General features: G+C 71.3%; 17 protein-coding genes, 1 tRNA gene and 2 pseudogenes. 14 read left to right on the top strand and 6 right to left on the bottom strand.

What is annotated here, in order from left to right; all coding sequences use genetic code 11:
- Positions 1–216 precede the first annotated feature (216 nt).
- The 7 genes from ACFVYK_RS27020 (at position 217) to ACFVYK_RS26990 (ending at position 8,456) form a co-directional block, all read left to right on the top strand.
- Positions 217–867 (top strand): SCO family protein, encoded by a 651-nt coding sequence (locus tag ACFVYK_RS27020; RefSeq protein ID WP_389778457.1) that lies wholly within the window; start codon positions 217–219, stop codon positions 865–867.
- A gap of 77 nt (positions 868–944) precedes the next feature.
- Positions 945–1,388, top strand: coding sequence for a copper chaperone PCu(A)C (locus ACFVYK_RS27015; protein WP_389778463.1), 444 nt, complete (start codon positions 945–947; stop codon positions 1,386–1,388).
- 13 nt (positions 1,389–1,401) lie between these two features.
- On the top strand, positions 1,402–3,423 hold the full coding sequence (locus ACFVYK_RS27010; RefSeq protein WP_389778455.1) for a copper resistance CopC/CopD family protein: 2,022 nt from the start codon (positions 1,402–1,404) through the stop codon (positions 3,421–3,423).
- Between the two features lie 7 nt (positions 3,424–3,430).
- A complete protein-coding gene (efeB, locus tag ACFVYK_RS27005; protein ID WP_389778453.1) occupies positions 3,431–4,759 on the top strand; it encodes an iron uptake transporter deferrochelatase/peroxidase subunit in 1,329 nt (442 codons plus the stop codon).
- Between the two features lie 90 nt (positions 4,760–4,849).
- Positions 4,850–5,782, top strand: a complete 933-nt coding sequence (gene pheA / locus ACFVYK_RS27000; protein WP_389778451.1) for a prephenate dehydratase — start codon at positions 4,850–4,852, stop codon at positions 5,780–5,782.
- Positions 5,783–6,363: 581 nt separating this feature from the next.
- A complete protein-coding gene (serS, locus tag ACFVYK_RS26995; protein ID WP_389778449.1) occupies positions 6,364–7,641 on the top strand; it encodes a serine--tRNA ligase in 1,278 nt (425 codons plus the stop codon).
- On the top strand, positions 7,638–8,456 hold the full coding sequence (locus ACFVYK_RS26990) for an HAD family hydrolase (RefSeq protein ID WP_389778447.1): 819 nt from the start codon (positions 7,638–7,640) through the stop codon (positions 8,454–8,456). The genes serS and ACFVYK_RS26990 overlap by 4 nt, the downstream gene beginning before the upstream one ends.
- A gap of 438 nt (positions 8,457–8,894) precedes the next feature.
- On the opposite strand, the gene ACFVYK_RS26985 is transcribed toward ACFVYK_RS26990, so the two are convergent.
- The 6 genes from ACFVYK_RS26985 to ACFVYK_RS26960 all read right to left on the bottom strand — a co-directional run bounded on the left by ACFVYK_RS26985 (position 8,895) and on the right by ACFVYK_RS26960 (position 13,129).
- Positions 8,895–8,981 (bottom strand) — tRNA-Ser (locus ACFVYK_RS26985).
- Positions 8,982–9,277: 296 nt separating this feature from the next.
- On the bottom strand, positions 9,278–9,502 hold the full coding sequence (locus ACFVYK_RS26980; RefSeq protein WP_389778445.1) for a hypothetical protein: 225 nt from the start codon (positions 9,500–9,502) through the stop codon (positions 9,278–9,280).
- A gap of 113 nt (positions 9,503–9,615) precedes the next feature.
- Complete coding sequence (locus ACFVYK_RS26975; RefSeq protein WP_389778443.1) at positions 9,616–10,335, bottom strand: ABC transporter permease subunit; 720 nt, start codon at positions 10,333–10,335, stop codon at positions 9,616–9,618.
- Between the two features lie 10 nt (positions 10,336–10,345).
- Positions 10,346–11,257: an ABC transporter ATP-binding protein gene (locus ACFVYK_RS26970; RefSeq protein WP_389778441.1), complete on the bottom strand. Its 912-nt coding sequence runs from the start codon at positions 11,255–11,257 to the stop codon at positions 10,346–10,348.
- Positions 11,254–12,162, bottom strand: coding sequence for an ABC transporter permease (locus tag ACFVYK_RS26965; RefSeq protein WP_389778440.1), 909 nt, complete (start codon positions 12,160–12,162; stop codon positions 11,254–11,256). The genes ACFVYK_RS26970 and ACFVYK_RS26965 overlap by 4 nt, the downstream gene beginning before the upstream one ends.
- The gene (locus ACFVYK_RS26960) at positions 12,152–13,129 is read right to left on the bottom strand and encodes an ABC transporter ATP-binding protein (protein WP_389778461.1); all 978 of its coding nucleotides are present in this window, start codon (positions 13,127–13,129) and stop codon (positions 12,152–12,154) included. Before ACFVYK_RS26960 ends, ACFVYK_RS26965 begins: the two co-directional genes overlap by 11 nt.
- A 248-nt stretch (positions 13,130–13,377) precedes the next feature.
- On the opposite strand from ACFVYK_RS26960, the pseudogene ACFVYK_RS26955 reads away from it, so the two are divergent.
- The 7 genes and pseudogenes from ACFVYK_RS26955 to ACFVYK_RS26925 form a co-directional block, all read left to right on the top strand.
- Positions 13,378–13,752 (top strand): annotated as a pseudogene (locus ACFVYK_RS26955) (Xaa-Pro aminopeptidase); the annotation flags it as partial.
- Positions 13,749–15,557, top strand: coding sequence for an SDR family oxidoreductase (locus ACFVYK_RS26950; RefSeq protein ID WP_389778438.1), 1,809 nt, complete (start codon positions 13,749–13,751; stop codon positions 15,555–15,557). The pseudogene ACFVYK_RS26955 and the gene ACFVYK_RS26950, both read left to right, overlap by 4 nt.
- Positions 15,558–15,699: 142 nt before the next feature.
- A pseudogene (locus ACFVYK_RS26945) lies at positions 15,700–16,680 on the top strand (MerR family transcriptional regulator).
- 122 nt (positions 16,681–16,802) lie between these two features.
- Positions 16,803–17,366 carry an RNA 2'-phosphotransferase gene (locus ACFVYK_RS26940; protein WP_389778436.1) on the top strand — a complete coding sequence of 188 codons (564 nt, stop codon included), beginning with the start codon at positions 16,803–16,805 and terminating at the stop codon, positions 17,364–17,366.
- Positions 17,367–17,442: 76 nt separating this feature from the next.
- On the top strand, positions 17,443–17,886 hold the full coding sequence (locus ACFVYK_RS26935) for a hypothetical protein (RefSeq protein ID WP_389778435.1): 444 nt from the start codon (positions 17,443–17,445) through the stop codon (positions 17,884–17,886).
- 41 nt (positions 17,887–17,927) lie between these two features.
- The gene (locus ACFVYK_RS26930; protein WP_389778433.1) at positions 17,928–18,830 is read left to right on the top strand and encodes an LLM class flavin-dependent oxidoreductase; all 903 of its coding nucleotides are present in this window, start codon (positions 17,928–17,930) and stop codon (positions 18,828–18,830) included.
- Positions 18,831–18,920: 90 nt separating this feature from the next.
- Complete coding sequence (locus ACFVYK_RS26925; protein WP_389778432.1) at positions 18,921–19,790, top strand: HAD hydrolase family protein; 870 nt, start codon at positions 18,921–18,923, stop codon at positions 19,788–19,790.
- Positions 19,791–19,793 lie beyond the last annotated feature (3 nt).

The raw sequence follows: 19,793 nt of genomic DNA, 5'->3' as shown, positions 1-19,793 counted from the left end.
GCGTGCTCGCCGGCCGCCGCCCCCCCACCCCCGCGGCCTGATCCGCGCCGGGGTGGGGCGGCGGCCGCCGCCCCCCCCGGGCTCCCGACGATGCGCACAGGGCGCACAGGCTGCACGGGGCGCACGGGGTGCACAGCCCTTCTGCACACCCCTCGCGGCACGCTCGCCTCCGACCCCCGGTGCGCGCCGGATTTCCTACATCTGGGACATTTCTCTATGCGCAAGAAGACGCTCGCCGTGGCCGCGCTGCTCGCCGCCGCCACCTTCACCCTCTCCGCCTGCGGCAGCGACGGCGACAGCGGCAGTGCCGTCGCCGTCGTCTCCCAGGAGGCCGAGCAGCAGGCCGCGACCGTGCTCGACCAGCCCTTCACCAAGCCCCCCCTGGTCCTCACCGACACCCAGGGCAAGCCGTACGACCTCCGCAAGGAGACGGCCGGCCGGCCGACGCTGATCTACTTCGGCTACACCAACTGCCCGGACGTCTGCCCGCTGACGATGAACAACATCGCCGTCGCCAAGAAGCAGCTGCCCCAGGCCGACCAGGACGCGTTGCGCGTCGTGTTCGTCACCACCGACCCCGACCGTGACACCCCGGCGGCGCTCGGCAAGTGGCTCAGGGGCATCGACCCCCAGGTCATCGGCCTGACCGGAAAGTTCGCCACCGTCAAGGACGCCGCCTACCACCTCGGCATCACCGTCGAGGCGCCGCACAAGGACAAGAACGGCAAGATCGTCTCCACCCACGGCACCCAGGTCGTCGCCTTCTCCCCGAAGACGAACGCCGGCTACGTGCTGTACGGCGAGGAGGCCACGGTCGACGACTACACCAAGGACCTCCCCAAGATCGTCAGGGGCGAGAACCCGTGAGGCCGACCCGGTACACGAGCTCTCGCCGGGGCACCGGGCCCGGGCGGCGCACCCGTCCCGCCCGCCGCGCGCGCCTGATCGCCGTGCCCGCCTCGGCGGTCGCCGGCGCGCTGCTGCTGGCGGGCTGCGGTTCGGACGCGGACGGCAGGCCGGAATTGTCCGTCCGGGCCGCCTACATCCCGCAGCCCGTCTCCGACACCATGGCCGCCGGTTTCCTCACCATCGTCAACCAGGGCGGCGCGAAGGACGAGCTGACCTCCGTCACCAGCCCCACCGCCGGCAGCGTGACCCTCCACGAGACCGTCGGGTCGTCGATGGAGCAGGTCAGCTCCCTCGATGTGCCCGCACACGGTCAACTCGTGTTCAAGAGCGGCGGCAACCACCTCATGTTCGAGATGCTGAAGAGCAGACCGGTGCAGGGCGAGACCGTGACCGTCCAACTGCACTTCGCCGCCTCCGACCCCCTCAAGGTCGAGATCCCGGTGAAGCCCGCCACGTACACCCCCAAGACCGGCCACTGAGGGAGGGACCACCTTGACGCAGACCATCGCCCCCCGCGTCCGGATGCTCGCGCTGCTGTTCCTGGCGGTCGCCGCAGTACTCCTGGCCGGCGCCGGACCCGCGTCCGCGCACGCCGCGCTGACCGGCAGCGACCCCGCGCAGGGGGTGGTGGTCGACAAGGCGCCCACACAGGTGTCGCTGACCTTCTCCGAGACCGTCTCCATGAACGACGACTCGCTGCGCGTCCTGGACCCCAAGGGCGCCCGGGTCGACACCGGCAAGCCGTCCGACGTCGGCGGCGCCACCTACGCGGTGCAGCTGCACTCGGGACTGCCCGACGGCACGTACACCGTGACGTACCAGGTGATCTCCGCCGACAGCCACCCCGTCGCCGGCGCCTACACCTTCTCCATCGGCAGCCCTTCCAAGACCACCGTCTCGGTGTCCGATCAGGTCGCCGGCGGCGGAGTCGTCGGCTGGCTGTACGGCTTCGGACGGTACGCGTCCTACGCCGGGTTCATCGTGATGGTCGGCGGGGCCGTCTTCGTGCTGGCCTGCTGGCCGCGCGGCACCCGGGTGCGGGCCATCCAGCGGCTCGTCCTCTCCGGCTGGCTCACGATGACCGCCGCCACCCTCTTCCTGCTGCTCGTGCGCGGCTCCTACGCCGGCTCGGGCAAGCTCGGGGACGTCTTCGACCTCGACCTCCTGGGACAGGTCCTGCAGACCAAGACCGGCGCGGCCCTCGTCTCCCGGCTGCTCCTGCTCGCCGCGGCCGCGCTGTTCATCGCCGTGCTCTTCGGCGCCTACGACAAGCGCGAGCACGAGGAGAAACGGGACCTGGTCTTCGGGCTCGCGATCGGCGGGACCGTCGTGTCCGCCGGGCTCGCGGCGAGCTGGGCCATGGCCGAGCACGCCTCGACCGGCCTGCAGCCGGGCATCGCGATGCCCGTGGACGTCCTGCACCTGCTGGCCGTCGCCACCTGGCTCGGCGGCCTCGTCACCCTCCTCGTCGCGCTGTACCGGGCCCCCGCCGACCGGCCCGTCGAGGCCGCCGCCGTCCGCCGGTTCTCACAGGTCGCGTTCGGCAGCGTCCTCGCCCTGGTCGCCACAGGCGTCTACCAGTCCTGGCGCCAGCTCGGCTCCTGGTCCGCCTTCACCGACACCCGCTACGGACAGCTGCTCCTCGTCAAGATCGGACTCGTCGCCCTGCTCGTGGGCATCGCCTGGATCTCCCGACGCTGGACCGCACGACTGGCGGACACGACGACCGGGAAAGCGGCGACCGCCGTCTCCAGGTCCGCGTCTGCTTCTGGCCCGGCGACGGAGGCGGCCGTGTCCCAGAAGTCGGTGGTCACGGCCGGCAAGCGGACAGGTGACGCCCAGAAGACGGCCGCCGGCGACGCCAAGAGCGCAGCCGCCGACGGCAAGGGCGGATCCAAGGGCGCCAAGGCTGTTTCCGGAAGCGACGCGCGGGCCGCGCAGCTCGCCCGGCAGCGGGCCGCCGTCGACGCCACGCGCCAGAAGAGGCTCCGGGACTCCGACGCCGACCGCTTCGGACTGCGGCGCTCGGTGCTCGCGGAGGCCGGCGTCGCCGTCGTCCTGCTCGCCGTCACCACCGTTCTGACGTCGACCGAGCCGGGCCGTACGGAGCAGGAGGCCGCCAAGGCCACCGGTTCCTCGTCGTCCGCCTCGTCGTCGTCGGACTCCGCCTCCGGCGCGCTGACCCTGGACATGTCCTTCGACACCGGCGGCACGGACGGCAAGGGCGTGGTCAGCGTCGACCTCGACCCCGCACGCGCCGGCGCCAACGAGATGCACGTCTACGTGACCCGGCCCAACGGCCGCGCCTTCGACGTGCCCGAGGTCAAGGTCGCCTTCACCCTCGAAGCCAAGGACATCGGGCCCCTGCCCGTCACCCCCGACCACATCACCACCGGCCACTGGTCGGCGAGCGCGGTGCAGATCCCCCTGGCCGGCGAGTGGAAGATCGCCGTGACCGTGCGCACCTCCGACATCGACCAGGTGACCGTCTCCAAGAACGCTCAGATCGGCTGACCGCACCATGCCCGACCAGTCCCTCCCCGACGCGCGCACACCTGACGTCCGCCCGTCCAAGACCGCCCGTACCTCCGCGGAGCAAAGCGCCCTCCCGGATTCCGCCACCGCCCCCGTCGAGGGGCTGACGCGGCGCAAGCTGCTCGGCACCGCCGGAGCGACCGGACTGGTCCTCGGCGCGGCAGGCGCGGCCGCCGGATACGCCGCGGCCCCCGCGCAGGCGGCCCCGCTCTCCTCGATCGGGTCCGGGCAGGCGATGTTCCACGTGAAACATCAACCCGGGATCACTCAGGGCCTCCAGGCCCGCGGCCATCTCGTCGCCTTCGACCTCGCCGCGGGAGCCGGCCGCAAGGAAGCCGCCGCGCTGCTGCGCCGCTGGTCGCAGACGGCCCGGCTACTGATGGCGGGCGAGACCGCCGCGCACGGCGACACCGACGTGGCCCGGGACGCCGGCCCCTCCTCCTTGACGATCACCTTCGGCTTCGGCAACAGCTTCTTCGCCCGCACCGGTCTGGAGAAGCAGCGCCCGGTCGCTCTCGATCCGCTGCCGGACTTCTCCTCCGACCACCTCGACACCTCCCGCAGCAACGGTGACCTGTGGGTGCAGATCGGCGCGGACGACGCCCTGGTCGCCTTCCACGCACTGCGCGCCATCCAGAAGGACGCGGGCAGCGCGGCGAAGGTCCGCTGGCAGATGAACGGCTTCAACCGTACGCCGGGCGCCACCGCGCACCCCATGACGGCCCGCAACCTGATGGGCCAGCTGGACGGCACCCGCAATCCGAAGACGACCGACTCCGACTTCGACGAGCGCATCTTCGTCCCGGCCTCCGGCGCCAAGGACCCGGCGTGGATGGCCAACGGCTCCTACGCCGTCGTACGCCGGATCCGCATGCTCCTCGACGACTGGGAGAAACTGCCGCGCACAGCGCAGGAGCAGGTCATCGGGCGTCGCAAGGCGGACGGCGCGGCGCTGTCCGGAGGGACCGAGACCACCGAGATGGACCTGGAGAAGACCGACGCGAACGGCGATCTGGTCGTCCCGATCAACGCGCACGCCCGCATCGCGCGCCCCGACCAGAACGGTGGCGCCGCCATGCTGCGGCGGCCCTTCTCCTACCACGACGGCATCGACCCGGACGGCACTCCTGACGCCGGTCTGCTGTTCGTCTGCTGGCAGGCGGATCCCTTGCGCGGCTTCGTCACGGTGCAGCGCAAGCTGGACCGGGGCGACGCGCTGTCCCCGTACATCCGCCACGAGTCCAGCGGCCTGTTCGCGGTGCCCGGCGGGGCGGCGGAGGGCGAGTACGTGGGGCAGCGGCTGCTGGAGGCGTGAAAGTCACGCCCGGTCGTGCGGATTCATTCCCGCGAGGGGCGGTCGTGAGACACGCCCGCCCACCTCGGCAAGGGCCATTAGGGTGAGGTCATGCCATCGAGCTATGCCTATCTCGGCCCCGAGGGCACCTTCACGGAGGTCGCCCTGCGCACGCTTCCGGAGGCGGCCACCCGGCAGCTGATGCCGTACGTCTCGGTGCAGTCCGCGCTCGACGCGGTGCGCTCCGGCGAGGCCGAGGCCGCGTTCGTGCCCATCGAGAACTCGGTCGAGGGCGGGATCACCACGACCCTGGACGAGCTGGTCGCGGGCGCGCCGCTGATGATCTACCGCGAGGTGCTGCTGTCGATCACCTTCGCGCTGCTGGTCCGGCCGGGCACGAAGCTCGCGGACGTCAAGACCGTCTCCGCCCACCCTGCCGCCCAGCCCCAGGTGCGCAACTGGCTGAAGGCGAACCTCCCGGACGCCACCTGGGAGTCGGCCGCCTCGAACGCGGACGCCGCCCGACTGGTCCAGGAGGGCCGTTACGACGCCGCCTTCGCCGGCGAGTTCGCGGCCGCCCGGTACGGGCTGACCGCCCTGGAGACCGGGATCCACGACGCCGAGAACGCGCAGACCCGGTTCGTGCTGGTGGGCCGGCCGGCCCGCCCGGCGGCGCCGACCGGCGCGGACAAGACGTCCGTGGTGCTGTGGCAGCGCGACGACCATCCCGGCGGCCTGCGCGACCTGCTGGGCGAGTTCGCCACCCGCGGCGTCAACCTCATGCTGCTGCAGTCCCGCCCGACGGGCGCCGGCATCGGCAACTACTGCTTCTGCATCGACGCCGAAGGACATATCTCCGACCGTCGGATGGCCGAGGCCCTCATGGGGCTGAAGCGGATCTGCCGTGAGGTGCGCTTCCTCGGCTCGTACCCGCGTGCGGAGGTCAGTGCGGCGGACGTCGAGGCGCCGTTGCCCGGGACGTCGGACGAGGAGTTCGTGGCGGCCTCGGACTGGGTGGCGCGCTGTCAGGACGGCCGTTTCTAGCCGTTCCCGCCCGCCAGGCCTCGGCCCCACCTGCATGTCTTCGTTATCCACAGAAGTTATCCACAGGGCAGCTTCTCGACCTGGGGACAAGTCGACAACGAAGCACCATGCAGTCGACAAATCGGTCTCCGACCCTGCGGGGCGACTCGCCACCCGCAGGTCACCCCTCGTCCACCTGCTTCCTGCGATCAACCCCTTGGAGCGATGCATTTCCACCGAAAGTGGGCCCAGGTCGCGTTTGAGCAGGGAATTCCCCGGACCGCGAAGCGGCTACGGAATGATCCATTCCGATGTCCACAGATCTTTCGCACACCCTGTGGATAACTCACGCGGGGTGTGAACTCCTGTGGACAACCACGCCCCCAAATCCCGTGCGGCGCAAGGAAATCGGTTCCCTGCGACGCCGGTCGTCCGCTTCGTCCCGGGGAGGCAGACACGCTTCCCTGACACACAGGGCGATTAGCTCATAACGCCTCGTAAACAACGATTCGGAACACTCCGCGGCCCGCGTCGGAACACTCGGCGTGCGCCGCCGGAATCTGAGTCGTGAGCCGCAACCCCGCACGGGTAGCCTTGGCCGCGTGATTGACCTTCGCCTGCTCCGTGAGGACCCCGACCGTGCGCGCGCCTCCCAGCGTGCCCGTGGAGAGGACGTCGCGCTCGTCGACTCCCTCCTCTCCGCCGACGAGCGGCGCAGGTCGTCCGGCGTCCGCTTCGACGAGCTGCGCGCCGAGCAGAAAGCGCTCGGCAAGCTCATCCCCAAGGCCTCCGCGGACGAGAAGGCCGAGCTGCTGAAGAAGGCGAGCCAGCTCGCCGCCGACGTCAAGGCCGCCGACGCCGAGCGCGACACCGCCGACGCCGAGACCCAGGAGCTCCTCCAGCGGCTCGGCAACCTCGTGCACCCCGACGTGCCGGTGGGCGGTGAGGAGGACTTCGTCACCCTCGAGACGCACGGCACGATCCGCGACTTCGGCGCCGAGGGCTTCGAGCCCAAGGACCACCTGGAGCTCGGCCAGATCCTCGGCGCGATCGACGTCGAGCGCGGCGCGAAGGTCTCCGGCTCGCGCTTCTACTTCCTCACCGGCGTCGGCGCCCTGCTGGAGCTGGCCCTGGTGAACGCGGCGATCGCGCAGGCCACGGCGGCCGGCTTCACGCCGATGCTGACCCCGGCGCTGGTACGCCCGCAGTCCATGGCGGGCACCGGCTTCCTCGGCCAGGCCGCCCAGGACGTCTACCACCTCGACAAGGACGACCTCTACCTGGTCGGCACCTCCGAGGTCCCCCTCGCCGCGTACCACATGGACGAGATCATCGACGCGGACAAGCTGCCGCTGCGCTACGCCGGCTTCTCGCCGTGCTTCCGCCGCGAGGCCGGCTCGCACGGCAAGGACACCAAGGGCATCTTCCGCGTCCACCAGTTCGACAAGGTCGAGATGTTCTCGTACGTCACGCCCGAGGACTCGCAGGCCGAGCACCAGCGCCTGCTGGCGTGGGAGAAGCAGTGGCTGTCCGCCCTGGAGCTGCCGTTCCGCGTCATCGACGTCGCCTCCGGTGACCTCGGGTCGTCGGCCGCCCGCAAGTTCGACTGCGAGGCCTGGATCCCGACCCAGGGCAAGTACCGCGAGCTGACGTCGACCTCGGACTGCACCGAGTTCCAGTCCCGCCGTCTGTCGATCCGCGTCCGCGAGGGCAAGCAGGTCCGCCCGCTGGCCACGCTGAACGGCACGCTGTGCGCCGTCCCGCGCACGATCGTCGCCATCCTGGAGAACCACCAGCAGGCCGACGGGTCCGTGTACGTGCCCGAGGTGCTGCGCCCGTACCTCGGTGGCCGGGAGGTCCTGGAGCCGGTCGCCAAGTGAGCACCGTGCCCGCCGACGCGGCGTTCCCGTACCGCCTGATCGCGACCGACCTCGACGGAACGCTGCTGCGCTCCGACGAGTCGGTCTCGGGGCGCACCCGTGACGCCCTCGCCGCGGCCACCGCGGCGGGCGCCGCGCACATCGTCGTGACGGGCCGCGCGGTCCCGTGGACCCGGCACATCCTGGACGACCTCGGCTACGACGGCCTCGCGGTCTGCGGACAGGGCGCCCAGGTCTACGACGCCGGTTCGCACCGCCTGCTGACCTCGGTGACCCTGGACCGCCAGCTCGCCGGGGTGGCTCTGGCCAAGATCGAGTCGGAGGTCGGCCCGCTGTACCTGGCGGCCAGCCGCGACGGCCTGGAGGGGGACGTGCTGGTGGGGCCCGGTTACGCGGTCACCGGCAAGCTCCCGGCGACGCCGTTCACCGAGGCGTCCGACCTCTGGTCGGCTCCGCTGAACAAGATCTACATCCAGCATCCCGAGCTGTCCGACGATGAGCTGGCCGAGGCCGCACGACGGGCCGCCGGCGGCTTCGTCACGGTCGCGATGGCCGGCCAGGGCATCGTGGAACTGCTCCCGCTGGGCCTGTCCAAGGCGACGGGCCTCTCCCTGGCCGCCCGCCGTCTGGGCGTGAAGGCCGCCGAGACCATCGCCTTCGGCGACATGCCCAACGACATCCCGATGTTCGCCTGGGCAGCCCGCGGCGTGGCCATGGCCAACGCCCACCAGGAACTGAGGGCAGTGGCCGACGAGGTGACCTCCTCCAACGAGGAGGACGGAATCGCCGAAGTCCTGGAACGCCTCCTGCCCTGAGACGGGGCCCCGCACGAGCCCGCCCCGCGCACGGCAGACGATCAGGGGCGGGCGCGTGGTCCATGGGCCTGTGCCGATCACCGCAGGCGAGCACCGACCCCCGTGGACCACGGGCCCTGCACCACGGGCCCTGCACCGCGGGCCCTGGCACCGCAGCCGGTCCGGGCCGGGCGTGGACCACCGTCCCGGTCGCCGCGACGATCAGGGGAGCGGGGACTGCGCGACCGGCCACGACGCACCCGCGCCCGCACCCGCACCCGCACAGCCCACCGCCAGAGGCACAGGCACAGGCACAGGCACAGGCACGACAGCCCGCGGAACGCGAGGGCAGCACCGCCGCCCTCCGGCCCGCAAGGGCAGGAGACCCCGGCCCGGCCGCCGTCCATCAAAGGCGTCCCGAGCCAGAAAACCCGCCCCGGTCCCAGTGACGACGTCTCGCGGAGGATGCACGGATCGAACGTGCGCGGGGTGTGACCCCCGACCACGGCTTAGCAAGCCGGTGCCTTGCCACTCGGCCAATCCTCCGGGTGGGCGGCCCACGCGAGAGCGACATCGCGTGCTCGAAGCGGCCGCCCCGGGCAGCTCCCCTGTGTGAGCGGGTTCGACGGAGCCGTAACTACTCCGGAACCCGCCACGGGCTGCCCCGCAGGGAGCTCGACGTACTGCCGTGCATGGGCATCGTCGAACTCCTCACCCGGTCTGCGCCGCCGGATGTCCTCCGGCCGCCCCCGCTCCCTGCGGGTACGACCACTGTGCCCGCAGGGCGAGTCGGACGCCACCGAATAAAACACCCGTGCGACGACCGGGGTCGGGCGGGGTGACTAGCGGCGGCGCCACCTGCGCCGACGCGCCTTGCTGAAGAACCAGCCCGCCGGCGGGTCGTCGGAGCGCCAGGGCTGCGGCTCGGGCGCCCCCGCACGCCACCGCGCGGCGAGCATCCGGGCGCGGGCGGACGGTTCGGACGTCTCGGCGGCCCGTATGAAGGCCTCGTCCAGGACGAGGTCGTCGAAGAGCGCGTCCTCGGACCGCTCACGACCGCCGTCCACCGTGTCGTCGTCCGCCGTCCCCGTCCTCCCCGGGCTGTCGGCTGCGCCCGGTCTGCCGGGGCGCGGGTGAAGCCACCGTCAGAGACGGTCGCCCCGCGCCCCGGCAGGGTCGCTCACTCCTCGCCGGCGAGCGTCAGCGCCCGCAGCTTCTGTCCCGCGTACCAGGTGGCCAGCACGGTCACCACGACCAGCAGCACCGTCGCCGTGGTCAGTCCGACGTCCGACCTGACGAGGTCTCCGCCCGCCACCTTGTGGGCGACGGCCAGCGACCACTGCTGGACGCTGAGCGTGCGCGCGCCCGGCACCAGGGAGCCGAACAGGGCTTCCCAGACGAGGGCGTAGACGAGACCGAACACCACCGCGTGCCGGGAGACGGTGCCCAGGAGCAGGAAGACGGCGGCGTAGGCGATGGAGGAGACCAGCGCGGCCACGGTGTAGGCGACCGCGATCTGCTGGCCGTTGCCGTTGAGGATGAACCCGGCGATCAACGTCGGCAGGGCCGAGAAGACCATCGTCACCGCGACCGCCACGATCAGCTTGGTGAAGATGATCGTCGGCCGCTTCAGCGGTTTGGACAGCAGGTAGACGACGGAGCCGTCGTCGATCTCGGGCCCGATGGCGCCGGTGCCCGCGATCACGCCGATGATGGGGACCATGGTTGCCAGCGCGAGGCCGCCGAGCAGGTCGGACGCCGTCTGGTCGTCGGCTCCGGCGAGGCCGCGCACGACCACCGAGATCGCGATCAGCAGCAGGGGCAGCGCGCTCAGGATGAGAGCCCGGCGACGGCCGAGCAGGGCCCGGTAGGTGAGCCGGGCGACTGTGGGGTCGTACATCTTGGGCCTCCTACGCCGCGACGAGATACGAGAAGACGGACTCGAGGGACTCGTCGGACGGCGAGACCGTGAGCAGCCGGATGCCGTGGTCCTTGGCGACCCTCGGCAACAGGGCCGTGAAGCGGCCGAAGTCGACGGCCTGGACGCGCAGTGCGCCCTCGGCGAGGTCGACCTCGATGCCGGACGTCGACGGGTCGGCGATCAGCGCGGCCGCGAGGGCGCGGTCGTCGCTGGAGCGCACCAGATAGCGGTGCGGCCGGTCGGTCATCAGCCGGCGGATCTTGCGGAAGTCGCCGCTGGCCGCGTGCCGGCCGGCGACGACGACCTCGATGTGCCAGGCGAGTTGCTCGACCTCTTCGAGGATGTGCGACGAGAACAGCACGGTGCGGCCCTCGTCACCCATGCGCCGCAGCAGGTCCATGAGCTGCATGCGCTGGCGCGGGTCCATGCCGTTGAAGGGCTCGTCGAGCAGCAGCAGCGACGGGTCGTGGACGAGGGCGCTGGCCATCTTGACGCGCTGGCGCATGCCCTTGGAGTACGTCTGGATCTTGCGGTCCTGCGCGTACTCCATCTCGACGGTGGCCAGCGCCTTTTGGGCGGCCTTCGCGCTCAGGCCGTGCAACTCCGCGTTGGCGACGACGAATTCGCGGCCGGTGAGGAAGTCGTACATGGCCTCGCGCTCGGGGACGATGCCGATGTGCCGGTAGATGTCCTCGTTGCGCCAGACCGGCTGTCCGTCGAGGGTGACCGTGCCGGTGGAGGGGGCCAGGAAGCCGCCCATCATGTTGATGAGGGTGGACTTCCCGGCGCCGTTGGGTCCGAGCAGCCCGGTCACGCCGGGTCCGATGGTCATGGTGATGTCGTTGACGGCGACCACGTTGCCGAACCAGCGGGAGACGTGATCGATGTTGAGCGTGGTCACAGGCCCACCTTCCGGTAGCGGCGGATCAGGATGCCGTAGCCGGCGGCGATCAGGCCGAGGACGACGAGGACGTAGACGACGCCCTGGCCGTCGGAGGGGCCGACCCCGCCCGGGAAGGCGGAGGAGGCGCCCAGGAACGCCGACTGCACGCCGTCGATCAGCGTGACGGGGGAGAAGAGGCCGATCCAGGGAATGGAGCCGGTGCTGTTCTGGGCCTCGGCGATGGCCTGGAGCGTGGAGACGGCGCCGTAGGAGATCGTCAGCACGGCGATGACGGCGGCGATGCCGAAGCCGCGGCGCGGGGTCACCGAGGCGATGACCAGGCCGATCCCGGCGAAGAGCAGCGAGAGCAGTGCCACGGAGACGAGTCCCTGACCGAATCCCTTGGTCTGGTCGGCGAAGTCGAGCTTGGCCAGCAGGGCGCCCACGTAGAGCACCAGCAGCGGGGCCGCGGTGAGCACGAACAGCGCGGAGGCCAGCGCGGCGAGCTTGGCGCGTACGTAGTCGGCGGTCTCGATGGGACGCGAGAAATACAGCGGCACGGTCTTGAAGCGCAGGTCGCGCGAGACGGACTGGGGCGCCTGCGAGGCGACGTACAGGCTGATCACGGCCTGCATGATGATCGCGTAGCGCGTGTAGTCGACGGGCAGTTCCTTGGCCTTCGTGGCGACCGCGACGGCGACCATGATGGCCGCGGGCACGCACATCACCACGAAGAGCAGCATCGGCAGCACCTTGGACTTCACCGAACGGCCGAGGCCGTACGCGCCGCGCAGGGACTGCGAGTAGAGGGAGCGGCGGGCGTAGGCGCGGCCCAGCCGGGGGCCGTCGTAGCTGCGGTAGCCGATGTTGTGGATGCGGGTCTGGTCCCCCGCGGGGGCGGTGACCGGGTGTTCAACTGCCATGGCCTACGGCCTCCTTCCGCTGCTGGTCGTTTTCGGCGTCGCTGTCCGTGAAGACCTCGGAGATGTGGTGCCGGCGCTGTTCCATGCGGACCAGGCCGAGGCCCAGGTCGGCGACCGCGTCCCGGACGACGTCGTAGGTCTCCTCGCCCTGTGCGGTCAGCAGCAGGACGTGACCGGCGCCCGGCAGAGCGCTGTCGGCGTCGAGGACCTCCACCCCCCGCGCGCGGAGCGCCTCGCGCACCGCGCGGGTGCCGTCGGGGTGCGTGTCGGTGTCGGTGACCTCGATCGCGAGGGTGGTGGTGGTCTGGGTGAAGTCGGTGGTGGAGCTGGAGCGCAGGAGCTTGCCGCCGTCGACGACCACGACGTGGTCGCAGGTGCGCTCCAGTTCGCCCAGCAGGTGGGAGGTGACCAGGACCGAGATGCCGAAGTCGGTGTGGATGCGGCGGATCAGGCCGAGCATCTCGTCGCGGCCGACCGGGTCGAGGCCGTTGGTCGGCTCGTCCAGGAAGACCAGTTGGGGATCGTGGACGAGGGCCTGGGCGAGCTTCACGCGCTGCTTCATGCCGGTCGAGTAGCCGCCGATGGGACGGTAGCGCTCCTCGTACAGGCCGACGTGGCGCAGGGTGTCCGCGGTGCGCTCGCGCGCGGCGGTGGGCGGCAGGCCGGACATGCGGGCCATGTGCACGACGAACTCGGTGGCCGAGACGTCGGGTGGCAGGCAGTCGTGTTCCGGCATGTAGCCGACGCGCTCGCGGATGGCGGCGCCCTTGGTCGCGACGTCGAGGCCGAGCACCTCGGCTCGGCCCTCCGACGCGGGCGACAGACCCAGCAGGATCTTGATCAGGGTGGACTTGCCGGCTCCGTTGGCTCCGACGAGCCCGGTCACACCGGGTCCGACGTCCACGGAGAGCCGGTCAAGAGCGGTCACCCGGGGGAACCGCTTGCTCAGGCTTTCGGTCGCGATCACAGTCACGCCCTCAAAAATAGTGATGCACACCACGAAATTCGTCAGACCTCAGAGCCGTCTTCGCCTCAGACCTCAGATGTACGGGCCCGTAGGGGATGCCATGCCTGAGAGCTACGGGGGCCGGGAGCGGGCGGCGGACGGGTTCTCCCCAGGGCGGACCCGGCCTATTGACGCCGCCTCTAACAACTGTCACATTCGGTGATGCCAAGTTACGGGCGCGTAGCGCGGTCGGCGGGGCCGCGAGGCGCGTGATCGCGCACAAGGTGGGCCGGGTGTGGAAGCGCCGCTTCGCACCCCGCGTGTTCCGGTTCGGCACCCAGTCGCTCAAGGGGCCGGCCTCCGACGCGCTGCACGGCCACCGCGAGAGCTGGTCGCCGCTGTGGTCGCCGTACCGCTTCTGCGACCATCCGCCGAAGCCGGACCTGTGGGCGGTCGAACCCCATCTCGGGTTCCGGGGGACGGGCGCGGAGTTCGAGGAGATCCTCGTGGCCACCGACTCGGACGACCCGCGGGAGCGCGCCTTCCGGCTGGACGACGACCTGCCGCACGTGCGGCGCTGGGCGCGGGGGAAGGCGGAGGGAAAGGTGGCGGGCGGAGTGACGGGCGAGGTGGAGGACGAGTGACGTTGCCGCAGGGCGCGCGTGAGCGCCGGGTGCGAACGGGCGGGATCGAGCTGTGCGTGGCCGAGCTGGGCGATCCCGGCCGGCCGACGGTGGTCCTGGTGCACGGCTATCCCGACAGCAAGGAGGTCTGGTCCGAGGTGGCGACGCGGCTGGCCGACCGCTTCGGGCTGCACGTGGTGCTGTACGACGTGCGCGGCCATGGCCGGTCCGGCACGCCGAAGCCGCTGCGGGGCGGGTTCACCCTGGAGAAGCTGACGGACGACTTCCTGGCCGTGGCCGACGCGGTCAGCCCGGACCGGCCGGTGCACCTGGTGGGTCACGACTGGGGCTCGGTACAGGCGTGGGAGTTCGTCACGGTGCGGCGCACGGAGGGCCGGATCGCGTCCTTCACGTCCATGTCCGGCCCGTCCCTCGACCACTTCGGCCACTGGATCGACAAGCGCCTGAGGCGGCCGACCCCGCGCCGGGTCGGCCAGCTCCTCGGTCAGGGGGCGAAGTCCTGGTACGTGTACCTGCTGCACACGCCCGTGCTGCCCGAACTCGCCTGGCGGGGTCCGCTCGGCAAGCGTTGGCCGGGGATCCTGCGGCGGGTCGAGAAGGTGCCCGAGGGCGCGTATCCGACGCCGTCGCTGCCGTCGGACGCGGCCCACGGGGCGTGGCTGTACCGGGACAACGTGCGAAGCCGGCTGCGCCGTCCACGCTCCGACGCGTACGCGCACGCGCCCGTGCAGCTCATCACGCCCCTGGAGGACAGGTTCCTCTCGGAGCGGCTGTACGACGGGCTGGAGGAGTGGGTCCCGAGGCTGACCCGGCGCACCCTCGCGGCCGGGCACTGGATCCCGCGCACCCGCCCCGACCAGCTCGCTTCGTGGATCGACGACTTCGTCACGTCGGTGGAGCGCGAGCGGGCGGGCGAGGCGGCGGGCACGGGCCGGGAAGAGGGCGACACGCCGGTGCGCAAGGCGGCCGCGGGCCGGTACGCCGAGCGCTTCGGCGGTCAGCTGGTGCTGGTCACCGGTGCGGGCAGTGGCATCGGGCGGGCCACGGCGTTCGCGTTCGCCGAGGCCGGCGCGCGCGTGATCGCCGTCGACCGGGACGCGCAGGCCGCCGCCCGGACCGCCGAGCTCTCCCTGCTGATCGGCGCGCCCGAGGCCTGGGCGGAGACGGTGGATGTCTCCGACGAGCAGGCGATGGAGGAGTTGGCGGCGAAGGTCCACACCGAGCACGGCGTGCTGGACGTGCTGGTGAACAACGCGGGCATCGGGCTGTCGGGATCCTTCTTCGACACGACGTCCGACGACTGGCGCAGGGTTCTGGACGTCAACCTGTGGGGCGTGATCCACGGTTGCCGACTGTTCGGCCGGCAGATGGCCGACCGCGGGCAGGGCGGCCACATCGTCAACACGGCGTCGGCGGCCGCCTATCAGCCGTCCAAGGCGCTGCCCGCCTACAGCACGTCCAAGGCGGCGGTCCTGATGCTGAGCGAGTGCCTGCGCGCCGAGCTCGCCGGCCGGGGCATCGGCGTCTCGGCGATCTGCCCCGGTCTGGTGAACACCAACATCACCGACACGGCGACCTTCGTGGGAGTGGACGCCGAGGAGGAACGACGCCGTCAGAAGCGCTCCTCGCGCGCGTACAGGCTGCGCAACTACCCGCCGGAGAAGGTCGCGAACGCGATCCTGCGGGCCGTCATGCTCGACGAGGCGGTGGTTCCGGTCACTCCGGAAGCAAGGGTCTCCCACGTTCTGTCGCGTTTCCTGCCCAGGGCGTTGAGGGCGCTGGCCCGGGTCGGGCCGCCGCTGTGAGCCGCCGGACCGGCCGCCCGCAACGTTCTGTCGCGTTTCCTGCCCAGGGCGTTGAGGGCACTGGCCCGGGTCGGGCCGCCGCTGTGAGCCGCCGGACCGGCCGCCCGCGCGCGTCCCGAGCCGGTGCGAGCGCGGTGTGGGCATGGACGACGAGGCTTTCGGTGACGGCGAGTTGACCGCCCCCTCGTCGCCCCGCCCGCCGTACCGCATCGAGACCCTCGCACATCTCTCCGGCGCGACCGTCCGCACCACCCCGCGCCTACCAGGACCGCGGTCTCCTGCCCCGCCCGGAGCGCCAGGGGCGGGCCAACCACTATGCGAACGCCCCCCTCACGCGGCTGCACCAGATCGCCGATCTTCTGGACCGCGGCTACACCCTCGCCTCCATCAAGGAGCTCCTGGACGCCCACGACACCGGGCGTGACCTGGGCCGGATCCTCGGCCTGGTCGCGGAGGTCGACGGCCCGTGGACGGACGAGCAACCCGCGCGGATCTCCCACGCCGAGCTGACGCCCGCTTCGGCGGCCTCCCCGACGACACCGCGATCGCCGACGCGGTCGCCCTCGGCGTGCTGGAGCCCACGCCCGGCGAGGACGACGCCTTCCTCGTGCCCAGTCCTCAAGAGCTGTCGGTGGCAGGGAAGTTGCACGCGTCCGGGGTCCCGCTGAGCGAGATCACCGCGCATCTGCGCGAGTTGAGATCGCAGGTCGAGCACATCGCCTCCCGTTTCCTGGAGTTCACCCGCGAGCACGTCTTCGCTCCTGCGTTTGGACGGTCCGCATCGTCGACCGACGCCGACGTGGCCGAAGCGGCCTCGCTCGTACGGCGGCTGCGGCCGCTCGCCCGGCTGACCGTCGACACCGAACCGGCGCGGGCCATGGGGCTGTTCGCCACTCTCCAGCTGCGTCGACACCTGGGCTCGGGCGAGGCGCCCGCCGCCGCCTCCAGGACACGTTCCGTGGCGATGCCGGCCGAGACAATGCGGGCCGTGGAAGCTCTGGTCGGCGTGGATCACGCCGTCGAGTTCCTTCGCCTGGCGGCCGAACGCGAGCTGCACGCAAGGCGGTTGGATGAGCTCACCTTAAGTGATCTGCGATTGAATGATGTTGCCGAACACCCCTGAATCGACAGTCCGTTGTCCACAGAATCGCCAATTTGCCTGTGGATAACACCAGTTGCTTGTGGATCAAACCTCGAGCGCAAAACACCGTGCGTGATCCTCGTCTCGCACGCCATGCTGAGCGGATGAACGAGAAGGACCATGCCGAGAGACGCACCGTGAAGGTGTCGAAATACCTCTCGAAGCATCTGCGACACCAGCCCGAACGCATCGGCCTCACGCTCGACGAGGCGGGCTGGGTCGAGATCGACGACCTGATCGCGGCCAGCGCCGCCCACGGCTTCCCCTTCACCCGCGACGAATTGGACCATGTCGTCGCCGCCAACGACAAGAAGCGCTTCGCGATCGAGGGCACCCGGATCCGCGCCAGCCAGGGCCACAGCGTCGACATCGACCTCGGACTGCCCCCGGCGACCCCTCCGCCGTACCTCTACCACGGGACGGTGGGCCGCTACCTGGACGCGATCCGGGCCGAGGGGCTGCGCCCCATGAACCGTCACGACGTACACCTGTCGGCCGACCGCGAGACGGCGACCCGGGTCGGCGCACGTCGAGGGCGCCCCGTGGTGCTCTCCGTCGAGGCGGGGGCCATGCACCGCGACGGCCACGTCTTCCACGTCAGCGCCAACGGGGTGTGGCTGACGAAGACCGTCCCTCCCCGGTACCTGCGGTTCCCCGAGCGGCACTGAGACGCCTGCTCGCCTCGATGGAGCCGCGTGCACCTGCGCCTGCGCGTCCGCATCCTCGTTCGGGATGATCGCCGACATGACTCACCTTCCCTCCACCGAGGCGGCCGTCACCGCCCTTCGCGCCCTCGCCGCCGAGTACGCGCGCGAGATCGAGGTCACGCATGACATCGGGGCCGATCAGACCTCCCGACGCACCTCCGCCGGAGTGGGGGTGACCGCCGACCCGGACGGGTCGCTGCCGCACGAGGCGCTCGTCGAGCTCGGTGGACGGCCCAGCGTGAGCGTGCGGCTGTACCCCGATGACGACGCCCTGATCACCGTCGACGGCGTCGAGTGCCCGGACATCGAACGCGACGACGTGCCCGCATTCCTGCGTTCCCTCTACGACGGCCACGCCTGGGTGAAGGTCCGCCGCTTTCCTCCCGGCCACTTCCTGATGGTGCCGCTGCCCCGCGATCGGGTGCACAAGGAGTACATCCTGGTCGGGCTCAGCCCGTGGCTGGGCCACCGCGCCCGGTGAGCGTTTCACGTGAAACCGGCCGTCCGCATACGCTCGACGGCATGAGTCTGCGTCTGAGCACCGTGATCCTCCCCCACCGCCGCTGGCACGAGGGGGGCCGTTCCGCATGGATGCGGGCCGAGCAGCTCGGCTTCCACACCGCGTACACCTACGACCACCTGTCCTGGCGGAGCTTTCGCGACGGCCCCTGGTTCGGCGCGATCCCGACCCTGACCGCCGCCGCGTGCGCCACCGAGCGACTGCGCCTGGGCACGCTGGTGACCTCGCCCAACTTCCGGCACCCGGTGACCCTCGCCAAGGAACTGATCTCCCTGGACGACATCTCCGGCGGCCGGGTGACCCTGGGAATCGGCGCCGGCGGAACCGGCTTCGACGCCACCGCCCTCGGCCAGGAACCGTGGACCCCGCGTGAGCGCGCCGACCGCCTCGGCGAGTTCGTACCGTTGCTCGACCGGCTGCTCACCGAGGACTCGGTGTCCTACGAGGGCGACCACTACTCGGCGCACGAGGCGCGCAACATCCCCGGTTGCCTCCAGCGTCCCCGGCTGCCCTTCGCGGTAGCCGCGACCGGGCCGCGCGGGCTGCGGCTCGCCGCCCGCTACGGACAGGCGTGGGTGACCACGGGCGACCCCAAGCTGTACGAGACGGGCACGCCCGAGCAGTCGGTCCGGGCCCTTCGCGACCAGGCCGAGAAGCTCGCCGACGCCTGTGCCGCGCGTGGCCGGGACGTGACGGAGCTGGACAAGATCCTGCTCACCGGGTTCACCCCGGACCGCGGACGGCCCCTGGAGTCGCTGGCCGCCTTCGTCGACTTCGCGGGCCGGCACCAGGAGCTCGGCTTCACGGAGATCGTGGTCCACTGGCCCATCCCGGACTCCGACTTCGCCGCCGACGAGAAGGTGTTCGAGCGGATCGCCATGGAAGCCCCGGCACAGCTTGGCTGACCCGGGCGTCCGAGCCGGGCGCTGCCCGCCCCGGCCTCCTGTGGGCGGGCTCTCGCACGGCCGTGCGGGCATATACGCGAGAATAGCCCGGTGACTTCAGCCACTCGACAGCCCGAGACCCCGGCCGCCGCCCTCCCGCCGCGACTGATCGCCACCGATCTCGACGGCACCCTGCTGCGCGACGACAAGTCGGTGTCCGCCCGCACGGTCGCCGCCCTCGCCGCCGCCGAGGAGGCGGGCATCGAGGTCTTCTTCGTCACCGGCCGCCCGGCCCGCTGGATGGACGTCGTCAGCGACCACGTCCACGGGCACGGCCTGGCGATCTGCGGCAACGGCGCCGCCGTGGTCGACCTGCACGGCGGCCCGGGCGCCCACCGGTTCGTGAAGGTGCGCGAACTGGCGCGGGAGAACGCGCTGGACGCCGTGCGGCTGCTGCGGGAGGCCGCGCCGGGGACCATGTACGCCATCGAGCAGACGTACGGCTTCTACCAGGAGCCCGAATACCCGAAGATGCACCTGGAGATCCCCGACAACCTCGCGCCGGCCGAGCGACTGCTGGCCCCGGACGCCCCTGGGGCCGACGAGCCCGTGCTGAAGATCCTCGCGTTCCACCCCACGATCGACCCCGACGCCTTCCTCACCCTGGCCCGGCTGGCCATCGGCGACCGCGCCAACGTCACCCGCTCCAGCCCCAGCGCCCTGCTGGAGATCAGCGGCCCGGACGTGTCCAAGGCCAGCACGCTCGCCCTGTGCTGTGCGGAGCGCGGCATCTCGCACGAAGAGGTCGTCGCGTTCGGGGACATGCCGAACGACGTCGAGATGCTCACCTGGGCCGGCCGGTCCTACGCGATGGGAAACGCCCACCCGGACGTGCTCGCCGCGGCCTCCGGCCGGACTGCCGCCAACAACGAGGACGGGGTCGCCGTCGTCATCGAGCAGCTGCTCACCGAGCGGGCGTAGCGC

It is taken from the genome of Streptomyces sp. NPDC058291 (assembly GCF_042880855.1).
Lineage (GTDB): Bacteria > Actinomycetota > Actinomycetes > Streptomycetales > Streptomycetaceae > Streptomyces.
Note: the sequence above shows the minus strand (reverse complement) of the source record. Positions and strands in the feature narration are given on the sequence as shown.